This window comes from uncultured Clostridium sp., from assembly GCF_937920395.1.
Lineage (GTDB): Bacteria > Bacillota > Clostridia > Clostridiales > Clostridiaceae > Clostridium_AD.
Genome location: NZ_CALEVF010000381.1, coordinates 1 through 10,832, shown reverse-complemented (window position 1 = coordinate 10,832; position 10,832 = coordinate 1). Strand labels below are relative to the sequence as shown.

General features: G+C 30.4%; 11 protein-coding genes and 1 pseudogene. 11 read left to right on the top strand and 1 reads right to left on the bottom strand.

The genetic code is table 11. The annotated features are described in order from the left end of the window. Positions 1–796: dihydroxy-acid dehydratase (locus tag Q0649_RS22265; protein ID WP_298847087.1), on the top strand; the 796-nt coding region annotated here is incomplete at its 5' end. An 84-nt stretch (positions 797–880) separates the two neighbouring features. On the opposite strand, the gene Q0649_RS22260 is transcribed toward Q0649_RS22265, so the two are convergent. Beyond that, positions 881–1,435, bottom strand: coding sequence for a flavodoxin family protein (locus Q0649_RS22260; RefSeq protein ID WP_298847085.1), 555 nt, complete (start codon positions 1,433–1,435; stop codon positions 881–883). A 271-nt stretch (positions 1,436–1,706) separates the two neighbouring features. Between Q0649_RS22260 and Q0649_RS22255 the strand changes: the two genes are divergently transcribed. The 10 genes and pseudogenes from Q0649_RS22255 to Q0649_RS22210 all read left to right on the top strand — a co-directional run. Next, complete coding sequence (locus Q0649_RS22255; RefSeq protein ID WP_298847082.1) at positions 1,707–1,985, top strand: SoxR reducing system RseC family protein; 279 nt, start codon at positions 1,707–1,709, stop codon at positions 1,983–1,985. A gap of 61 nt (positions 1,986–2,046) precedes the next feature. After that, positions 2,047–2,964 (top strand): LD-carboxypeptidase, encoded by a 918-nt coding sequence (locus tag Q0649_RS22250; protein ID WP_298847080.1) that lies wholly within the window; start codon positions 2,047–2,049, stop codon positions 2,962–2,964. An 83-nt stretch (positions 2,965–3,047) separates the two neighbouring features. Next, entirely contained in the window at positions 3,048–3,605 is a 558-nt protein-coding gene (locus Q0649_RS22245; RefSeq protein ID WP_298847077.1) for a hypothetical protein, read from the top strand. 245 nt (positions 3,606–3,850) lie between these two features. Further along, on the top strand, positions 3,851–4,309 hold the full coding sequence (locus tag Q0649_RS22240) for a hypothetical protein (protein ID WP_298847074.1): 459 nt from the start codon (positions 3,851–3,853) through the stop codon (positions 4,307–4,309). Positions 4,310–4,558: 249 nt separating this feature from the next. Further along, positions 4,559–6,340: a penicillin-binding protein 2 gene (locus tag Q0649_RS22235; RefSeq protein WP_298847071.1), complete on the top strand. Its 1,782-nt coding sequence runs from the start codon at positions 4,559–4,561 to the stop codon at positions 6,338–6,340. Between the two features lie 220 nt (positions 6,341–6,560). After that, positions 6,561–8,063: a glucose-6-phosphate dehydrogenase gene (gene zwf / locus Q0649_RS22230; protein WP_298847068.1), complete on the top strand. Its 1,503-nt coding sequence runs from the start codon at positions 6,561–6,563 to the stop codon at positions 8,061–8,063. 10 nt (positions 8,064–8,073) lie between these two features. Continuing rightward, positions 8,074–8,706, top strand: a complete 633-nt coding sequence (locus tag Q0649_RS22225; RefSeq protein ID WP_298847066.1) for a cyclase family protein — start codon at positions 8,074–8,076, stop codon at positions 8,704–8,706. 65 nt (positions 8,707–8,771) lie between these two features. After that, the gene (locus Q0649_RS22220; protein ID WP_298847063.1) at positions 8,772–8,963 is read left to right on the top strand and encodes a hypothetical protein; all 192 of its coding nucleotides are present in this window, start codon (positions 8,772–8,774) and stop codon (positions 8,961–8,963) included. 772 nt (positions 8,964–9,735) lie between these two features. Continuing rightward, positions 9,736–10,155 (top strand): SoxR reducing system RseC family protein, encoded by a 420-nt coding sequence (locus Q0649_RS22215; RefSeq protein WP_367179443.1) that lies wholly within the window; start codon positions 9,736–9,738, stop codon positions 10,153–10,155. Between the two features lie 73 nt (positions 10,156–10,228). Then, positions 10,229–10,832 (top strand): annotated as a pseudogene (locus tag Q0649_RS22210) (electron transporter RnfC); the annotation flags it as partial.

Below are 10,832 nucleotides of genomic sequence, written 5' to 3'. Positions count from 1 at the left end.
TATTAGTGATAAAACACCTAATTTGTGCCATCTTGCCCCAGCAGGACATACATATGTTGAGGATCTAAATGAGGCTGGTGGAGTTTATGCTGTTATGAATGAGATAAATAAATTGAATTTATTAAATACAAATTTGATAACATGTACGGGTAAAACTGTTGCAGAAAATATTAAGGGATGCATAATAAAAGACACACAGGTGATTCGCACAATTACAAATCCTTATAGTACTACTGGTGGAATTGCTGTCCTTAAAGGTAATCTTGCTCCAGATTCATGTGTTGTAAAAAGATCTGCAGTATCACAAGAAATGCTAAAACATGAAGGTCCAGCAAGAGTGTTTGATTGTGAAGAGGATGCTTTAAGTGCTATTAATTCAGATGAGATTATTCCTGGAGATGTTATCGTAATTCGATATGAGGGGCCTAAGGGTGGACCGGGTATGAGAGAAATGCTTAATCCAACATCTGCAATTATGGGACGAGGACTCGGCAATAGTGTAGCACTTATAACAGATGGACGTTTTAGTGGTGCAACTAGAGGAGCTGCAATTGGGCATGTTTCTCCAGAAGCAGCAGTTGGTGGAAATATTGCTTTGATTTATGAGGGAGATATTATATCAATAGATATTAATGCTAATTCTATTAATTTTAATGTTAGTGATGAAGAACTTAAAATAAGAAGAGCAAACTGGAAACCAAGACAACCTAGTATTACAACGGGTTATCTTGCTAGATATGCTGCATTAGTGTCATCGGGTAATAAAGGTGCTATATTGGAAGTTCCAAAATCATAAATATAATGGCCTACATCTTATTAAGATGTAGGCCATTATATTTAATACTATTGTTTTAAAACATGTAAGTAGGTGGATCGAATTTTATACAGTTAGGCTTTGTACCATACTGTTTGCAGCAGCTTTTATAGTAACTAACTTGTATTCTCTGTTTGTCCTTGTTACCCCTATGAAATCATATTTTATACCTTTAACATGATCTACGAATCTTTCAAATGAGGCAAGAGTAGAAATACACCCATTACCAGTTCCTCCAGGAGCAGCAACACATATAAAAGGTTTACCAAATAAACTATTTTTATCACCATTTGAGGCTTCGCATCTGCGTAGTCTATCAATAAATGACTTAAGTGATTCGCTCATATCGCCCCAGTAAGTGGGTGTAATAATTATGTATCCATCTGCTTTTGCCATTTTTTCGTGTAGGGCTTGAAAATCATCTTTTACCTGGCAGGTATGTTCTTTAAGGCATGTCCCCCATCCACTTCCACAAGCATGACAGGCTGGGATATTTAATGTGTTAAGACTTATTATATTAGCAAGAGCGGAGCCCATTTCTACTCCAACTTTTGCGGCGTTGCCACAGGCAGCAGTTAATCCGTCGGTGTTAGGACTAGAAGTAATTATCAGTATGTTCATATAAATGCCTCCATATAATTTTTTTATCTTTCTAATTCATTTTAGTACTTTAAAGGCATAGTGGCAAATACAATGTTGTTTAAGTAAAGGCTTTTATGGAGAATGTCCGAATATAAAGTATAGATTTATAAGGAAAATTTTTTCTGTTTTATATTATTGTCTTTCATATCTATATAATATATAATTATAGTTGGTTAAGTATATTAGAAGAAAATAATTAAGCTAAGTTTAGCTTTTATTAGAATAAGTTTTTGTTTGAAAGGGGAGTAATATGAAAATAGATCAATCTAAAGAAAAAGGTAAATTGAAAGAGAAAAAAACTAATATGTTATTAGCTTCATTTATGCTCTTTGTTTTTCCAATAATAATTGTGGTTGTTGGAGTAGTTTTAGGACAACATATAGGAAAATTTATCGGAGCTCCTATTCAAATTTCTAGAGTTTGTGGAGGTATTATTGGGTTTGTTTTTGCAATTTTAGTTATTAAATTATTTGATAAATCAGCTGCAATAGATGATAAAGAAGAAAAAATTTATTGGGAAGATTTATAGTTATTATTTTAATAAAATTTAATTATTCTATATTTTAAGTTAATTAGAGGAAGTGTCAGTGATGATTGGTAAAAGACTAAGGTTGGGAGATACTATTGGGCTAATTTCTCCTGCGAGTCCTGAAAATGTAGATGCAATAAAAAAAGGAATCTTATTGCTGAGCAATCTTGGATTTAAAGTATTAGAAGGGAAACATTTATATGATAAATGGGGGTATCTTGCTGGCAAAGACAAAGATAGAGCGTCCGATATTATGGAAATGTTTGAAAATAAATCAGTAGACATGATACTTTGTGTTAGAGGGGGATATGGCTCAAGTAGGTTACTACCATATTTGGATTATGATATTATAAAGAAAAATCCAAAGATATTTGCAGGCTTTAGTGATATAACAGTTTTTCTAAATGCTTTTTATGAAAAATGTGGGTTAACTACTTTTCATAGCCCAATGGGTACTTCTAATTTAGAAGATGAGGTCACATTTAAAAGCTTTATGTTTACATTTATGGAAGGGTATAAACCATATACTATTAAAAATCCAGATGAATTTAGAACATCTTGTATAACTCCTGGTATAGCACAGGGAAATCTTATAGGAGGTAATTTGGGGTTAATATGTAATTCTCTTGGTACTTCCTATGAAATTGATATGAAAAATAAAATACTTTTTATTGAAGAGGTTAATGAGGCACCATATAGGGTAGATAGAATACTAACACAACTTTTATTATCAAATAAACTTAAGCAATGTAAGGGGATTATTTTAGGACAATTTAAAGATTGCAATTTACCACATTATAAAAGAAGCCTTACATTAGAAGAAGTTCTTGAGGATAGATTATATAATTTAGACATTCCTATGTTTTCTGGCTTTTGTTCAGGCCATGATTACCCTAAGCTTACACTGCCAATTGGTGCTAGGGTTAGAATTGATGCAAAGAGTGGAATCATAGATGTATTGGATGCAGTAGTAGAATAATATAAAAGCTTGTAAAATTTAAATTTTACAAGCTTTTATTTATAGATATAGGTATACCTATATCTAGTGGAAGGAGTGTATATATGTATGATATAGCTATAGTGGGTTCAGGAGTTAGTGGCATTTTTCTTGCTTATACTCTACTTCAAGAAGAGAGTAATATTAAAATATTGATTATAGAAAGAGGACGAAAATTTATAGAAAGAATATGCCCGATTGAAAATGGAGTAAGCGCGGAATGCTTACATTGCAGTATATGCAATAAGACTCAAGGATTTGGGGGGATGGGTAGATCAGAGGGAAAGTATAATTATACTAATGATTTTGGTGGTCAAATTGGTGAAAAAATAGGAAGAAAATACGCAACATATATAATAGAATCTATAAACAAAGGAAAAGGACGAATAGTAGTCCAGAGGTATGATGATTTACTGCAAGGTAGGGTTACTACAAAACATAATCTTGATAAAAACACTATTAAGCCATCTTTGCAAGGTGAAGTCGGAGATTGTTCTGGAACAACATACTCTTTATCTCAAGCAGCTGTGAGCGGAGTATATCTTGGTAAATATTTATTGAGTATTCATGATAAGTTTGTTAGAAAAATCTCTTTAGAGAAGATAAATTTTAATTTAAAATAAAAATACATGAAATTAACCTTTCTATTTTTATAATATTGATGTAAACTTGTAGAAAGTATTGTATTATATAATATAATTTAACAATTAATAATTAACTAATTATAAACAAATAAATAACATATTCTTTACAATCAACTGCTATAATAACAGTATCAAATACATTTTTGAATAGGCATTTTATAAAAGCAGTTTTATAAATTTTAGTTTTATTTATCTAATAATATATTAGAAAGGTGAGGATTAAAATGAATGAAGAACAATTGTTATATAATGTGATTTTTCCAGAAAGCAATGATCCTAATTATATTAATTATGGTTATTTTATAGGGAGGAGTAAAAAAAACGTATTTAAACTGAAAGCTATTATTAATGAAAGTCAACTTAATCCTGTCTTAATTTGTGATGGAGATAAGCAAAATGCTTTCTTCGCTAAAGTTTTTCAAAGTGAAGTAGATAGATTTTTGCAAATTATAAGTGATCTTGATTTTAAACAGATTAAGATAAATAACACTCACATGAACGAAGTAAAAACTATGTTTGAAGAGGCGATAAGAGATAATCGAAAAAAAGAACATAGAGTAGCTCATTATTTATTACCACAGAAGTTTAACAAAGGAATAAAAAACTGGAAAATACCAGATGTAATAGAGTTTAACCCAATTAATGAAAATAAACCAGTGTTAAAAGGAGTAATTAATCTATAGGAGCCATATTAACTAAGGTGAAACATTAAAATATTTTTTAATGTTTCACCTTAGTTAATATGTTTTTACGGTCAATTTGATTGTTAATTAAATTAACAAATAATTACGAATTAATCTACAAAAATGAATCTAAGTAAAAAAACTAGTATAAGCAACTAGTTGGGTAGTTTATGATACAATTAATAAGACTATTTCTTTATATTAAGAGATATAGTTTTAATCTAAATATAAAATATGGTGGTGAGTAGATTGAAAGGAAAAAAGGTGCGAGGTAAAAGAATCTTAATTGTAGCTTTATTATTTTCTTTAGTATTTAGTGCTCTTGTTGGTAGAATGATTTATTTAATGGTTGTTAATGGGTCAAAGTATAAATCGTTGGCATTAGAGCAGCAGACAAAAAATATAGCGGTACCTCCTATAAGGGGGGCAATTCTAGATAGAAATGGTCAAAAACTGGCAATAAGTATGAATATTTATAGATTAGATGTTGATTTGAATGTATTAAAAAAATATTTAGTAGACAAAAAAATACCAGAGGAAGAAGCAGATCTTCAATTGTCGAAAATACTAAACATAGATAAGAGCAAAGTTAAGAAGATATTAGATGATAAAGATAGCAAAGGTAATCCACTACAATTTGTATCACTTAAAAGAAAGGTAGAGCAGAAAATCGTGGATAAAATTAAGACTTTAAGATATAGTGGAATAATAATTTCAAAAGATGTAGAGCGGATATATCCAAATGATAACTTTCTATCACATGTAATGGGGCATACCAATTTAGATGGAAATGGAGTCAATGGAGTTGAACTAAGTTATAATAATGAATTAGCAGGGGTCCCTGGGGTTAAGGTGGTTGAAACGGATAGAGACAGTAATGAATTACCTTATACGGAATCAGTGACAGTTCAGCCAGTAGACGGAAAGAATTTAACATTAACTATTAATGAACGAATTCAAGAGGTAGTACAGAACGTTGCAAAGGAAACATTAGCTAAAAATAGTGCAAAATCTGTAAGTATAACAATCATGAACCCACAAAATGGCGAGATTATGGCAATGGCTAATGCACCGGATTATAATTTAAATGAACCGTATGCAGGAGGAAAGACAAGCAAAGAAATACAGGAGATATGGAAGAATAGGGCTATTAGCAATGCATTTGAACCAGGATCGATTTTCAAGGTTATGACAGCAGCTGCAGCACTTAAAAATAATGCTGTAACTGATAAAGATAGATTTATAAGTAATGGTAGCATTAAGATTGGAAATAAATTATTATATAGCGATAATAAAGAAAATTATGGGATTGAAAACTTCTCGGATATAATTAAGAATTCTGATAATGTTGGGTTTGTTAAATTAGGTCAGATGATAGGAAAACAAAACTTTTACAAATTTATACAACTTGCTGGATTTGGACAGAAAACGGATATTGACATGCCAGGTGAAGGTACAGGGCTTGTAAAAGACTTAAGTAATATAACACCAATTGATCTCGCTACGATGTCATATGGACAAGGTGTTGCAGTTACCCAGATACAATACATTGCAGCTTTTAACGCAGTGGCTAATGGAGGCACATGGATAAGACCTCATGTTATGAAAGATATATTTTATATGGAAAATGGGAAAAAGGTTATAGACAAGCAGTTTAGTAATTTAAATGAGAGAACTATAATGAGTAAAGAAAAAGCAGCTCAGTTAAGAACATATTTGGAAAGAGTAGTTAAAGAAGGAACCGCAGTCGGAACGTATATGGATGGTTATCATATAGCAGGTAAGACTGGAACTGCAAATGAGGTTAATATTACAAGTGGAGGGTATAATACAGGTAAATATGTGTCATCATTTGCTGGAATGGCACCTGCAAGTAATCCAAAAGTGAGTTTAGTAGTTACAATAGAAGAGCCAAACTCAAGCAACTATTATGCTGCTCAAACAGCAGTACCAGCAGCTAAAAAACTATTTACAGAGTTATTTCCAATAATGAATATAGTTCCTGATAAAATGAGTAGTGCAAAAAAATAATAATGTAATGAAACTTCTATTAAAAACAATTTGTGATTTTTTTACAAGCTGTTTTTTTATGTGTATTGTAAATTATAATAAAAAGGGTATAATGTACATTAATTTCTAATAAAGTACTTACAGGTATATTGTTATGTGTGATGTTAGTTTGTGGCATATTAATTAAAAAGGTGAATATTTCTAGACTTTATAAAAAAAATAGGAGTAGGGTGAACTGTAAATGGAGAAAAATATGAATAAAGAGCTTTCTAATATGTTTGTAATTTTTGGTGGAACTGGTGATTTGACAAAAAGAAAACTTATTCCTGCTATTTTTAGCTTAATACATGAGGGTAAATTATCTGAGAATTTTATAATTGTGTCTATAGGTAGACGAGAAAAAACAAGTGAACAATATAGGAATGAAATGTATGAATATGTAAAGGAATTTTCTAGGTTTATTTTAAATGATAAATTATGGAATAATTTTTCTGAGAGAATTTTCTATAAAAATTTTGATTTTACTTCAAATAATCAAGGATATGAAGATTTAGATTTATTTTTGGAAACAATGGAGAATGAATATTCGACTGGAGGAAATAGATTATATTATTTAGCAGTTGCGCCAGAGTTTTTTGAGGGTATAATTCGAAACTTGAAAAATAATAATATGGTTTGTAAATCAAAAGGATGGCAGAGAGTAATGGTCGAAAAGCCTTTTGGGTCAAGTTTGAAAACGGCGAGAATCTTAAATAGTAATATATCAAAACTTATACCAGAAGAAGATATATTTAGAATAGATCATTATTTAGGAAAGGAAATGATCCAAAATATATTGGCAATTAGATTTGGTAACTCTCTATTTGAACCTTTATGGAATGCAAATTATATTGACAATATCCAAATTACATCTAATGAACTAATAGGTGTAGAAAATAGAGGGGCGTATTATGAAAATGCTGGTATATTAAAAGATATGCTTCAAAATCATTTATTACAAATGCTTACAATGATTGCAATGGAACCTCCAGTGGATTTTGATCCGGAATCTATAAGAGATGAAAAAGTTAAGGTACTCAGATCGCTAAGACCTTTTACTTCGGCGTCAGTTAAGGAAAACATAGTCCGAGGACAATATGGTAAGGGAACTGTTAACGAAGCTATGGTAGTTGGTTATAGACAAGAAGAAAGGGTATCTAAAGAATCAAAGACAGATACATTTATAGCGCTTAAGACTTATATTGATAATTTCCGTTTTGGGGGAGTACCAATTTATATAAGAGCAGGAAAAAGAATGGATACCAAAAGCACAGAAATTGTTATACAGTTTAAAAAACTTGCTGGAATTAATTATTATAAGGAATTTGATCAGATAGGGAATAATCTTTTAGTTTTAAAAATCCAACCTGAGGAGGGTTTTTATTTTCAAATAAATGCTAAAAAGCCTGGTAATGACTTTAAAATGGAAAAGGTAGAGTTAGATTATTGCCAAAGTTGTAAGTATTTAAATGATTCACCTGAGGCTTATGAGAGATTGTTACTTGAAGCAATTAGAAATAACTCATCTTTATTTACAAGATGGGATGAGCTTGAATATTCCTGGAAATTCATTGAAAGTATTGAAAATTGTTATGATAATGATTCTACTAATTATCCTAATTATGCGGCTGGAACTTCAGGACCTATAGGAGCAGTAGAGTTAATCGAAAAGGACGGCAGGCATTGGTGGAATACTGAATTTTAAGGAGGGTAACATGATTATATATGATATATCTATGACAATTGAAAAGAATATGGGAGTATATAAGAATAAAGAAGAAAAAAGACCGGTAATAAAATTTGAAAGTAAAATTCCAAAAGATAAAATAAACGAATCTAGTATGTATATGAATGTGCATACAGGAACTCATATTGATGCAGCATTTCACGTAGACGATGAGGGTGATACCATTGATTCTATAGATTTAACTAAACTAATTAGGAAATGTAGAGTAATAGATTTAACTAAAGTTGTAGGTGCGATAACAAAAGAGGATCTTATAGATAAAAAAATTAAGCCCCTTGAATTCTTGTTACTTAAAACTAAAAATTCACTTACACAGGGGTATGAGTCAGATTTCGTATATCTTTCAATAAGTGGAGCAGAATACTTGGCAGAAAAAGAAATAGAAGGGGTGGCAATAGATTCCTTTGGAATAGAAAGAGATCAACCGGGTCATGAAACTCATAAAACACTTTTTAATAAAGGTATAATTATAATAGAAGGTATTAGATTAAAAGAAGTTTCAGAAGACGAATATTTTATGTGTGCACTTCCACTCAAAATTAAAGGTGTAGATGGTGCCCCTGCTAGAATAGTTCTAATAAAAGACTTATTTGCACTTTAAAATGAAAGAAGTACCTATGTTGATGATGATACAGTAATTAAATTAAATTAAGAGAGGCAATATATATGAATAAGATGAAAGTTGCTGTTATTGCAGGCACTTGTGTGGATACCCAAATGGGGGTAGAATTTTTAATTTTAAAAGGAGTTAACGCGTTAGGATATCCTGCATCAATAGGCCCCAAAGAACAATCTATTAGTCAAATACTATCGCCTCTTGAACTTGAGAAGATAAAAAATATCAATTCCTATTCTTAATCCAGCAGAACTTATGTACAAAATGATATGTACGAAATAATCTAATTAAATTAAATATTTACAAAAAAATATAGTTGAAATTGTATTTTTATTTTGTTTTTATTTTATTTAAAAAATTTCAAGATAAGTGGGAATTGAGGATTATAATTACAAATAAGATGATTTTAAAGTCGAAAATATAAAACTGAAAAACTCTAAATTAGTATGTCTGAACCCTTGTATTTACTTGAGATTATGATTAAAATCCTCCTATTATTTTATATGGAAAATTGCTAGTTGTTAATAAATTAACGCTATTTAACAAAAACTTAACAAATATAAAAAAAAAAAAGTTATTAATGTATAGAACTGTTCTAGTACTGAAAAAAGTAAATATAACAGAAGCCGTTGAGGCTACAAGATGTAAATAGAAAAATGTGAGGTAACATTGCTCCAAACATTAGCAAAAATCAATATCTTATATAAAGATGAAAATACCAAGGAAGCAACTGTGTATATTTTAAAAATATATTGTTATATACATGACAGATATATTGTTACACTAACATTTGTTAAAAAATTAATTATTGTTGACTTTTGTTCTAATTAAAACTATCTTGAGATATGGAAGTTGAATTTTATATATAATTCGACAGGAAGTAGTTACAAGAATTTTACTGTAGCATCATAATGTAATTGATATTATAATCAAAGGGGAGCATGTAGTATAATATAAGTAGTTCCTTGCGAGTATAATATAATTAATATTGTAGTAAAGGAAGGAGCTTTAAAGGTGATAAAAGAAGAAGAAGGAGTTATAATAGAGATTTCTAAAAATAATATTGCGAAGATCAAAGTAGGAAGGCATAATGAGTGTAAAAATTGTGGTGCATGTCCTGGTGATAATTCAGTTGTAATAGAGGCTAAAAATCCTATTGGAGCTAAAATTGGACAAAGAATTGCATTTGAAATGAAAGATACAAATATGTTAATGGCAGCTTTTGTTGTATATATAGTTCCCCTTGTTCTTGTTGTAGTTGGTGTTGTTATTGGACAAGTAATAGCTAAAAAATTTGGATATTCTGTTAGGGGTTTTCAAATTGGAGGCGGAATAATAACATTTATATTATCAATCATTAACATAAAACACTTTGAAAAGTACGCTCATAATAATGATAAAATGCAACCTGTTATTACTAAAAATTTATCTTAAATATAATTCTTTAAATTTAATTATATCTATTATAGTTCACAAATTTTAAATATTTTAAAAGAGGTGTGGAAAAGTGATAAAAAGTTTTCGTGGAGGAATACATCCAAATGGTTCTAAAAATTACACTGCGAGTAAGCCTATAGAAATAGCAACTTTACCAAGTAAGGTTGTTATTCCTGTGAGTCAGCATATCGGTGCTCCTTGTGTACCAGTTGTAGCAAAGGGCGATTATGTAAAAAAAGGACAAGTTATAGCAACAAGTCCAGCTTTTGTTTCAAGTCCAGTACATGCATCTATATCTGGTATGGTTAAAGATATAGCAATGTATCCTCATCCTGTATTTGGAAAATGTCTTTCCATCGTAATTGAAAATGACGGAAAAGATGAATGGATAGAAGGAATCCCTCTTGTTCGCGACTGGGAGAAGTTAAATGCTGATGAAATAAAGGGTATCATTAAAGAGGCTGGTATAGTTGGAATGGGAGGAGCTACTTTCCCAACATTCGTAAAACTATCTCCACCAAAAGATAAGAAAATAGATACTTTTATTTTGAATGCAGCTGAGTGTGAACCTTTTTTAACAGCAGATGACAGAATGATGCTTGAACATTCAGATAAGATTGCTATTGGTGTAAAATTAGTAATGAAGGTTCTTGGAGTTGAAAAAGCATTTGTTG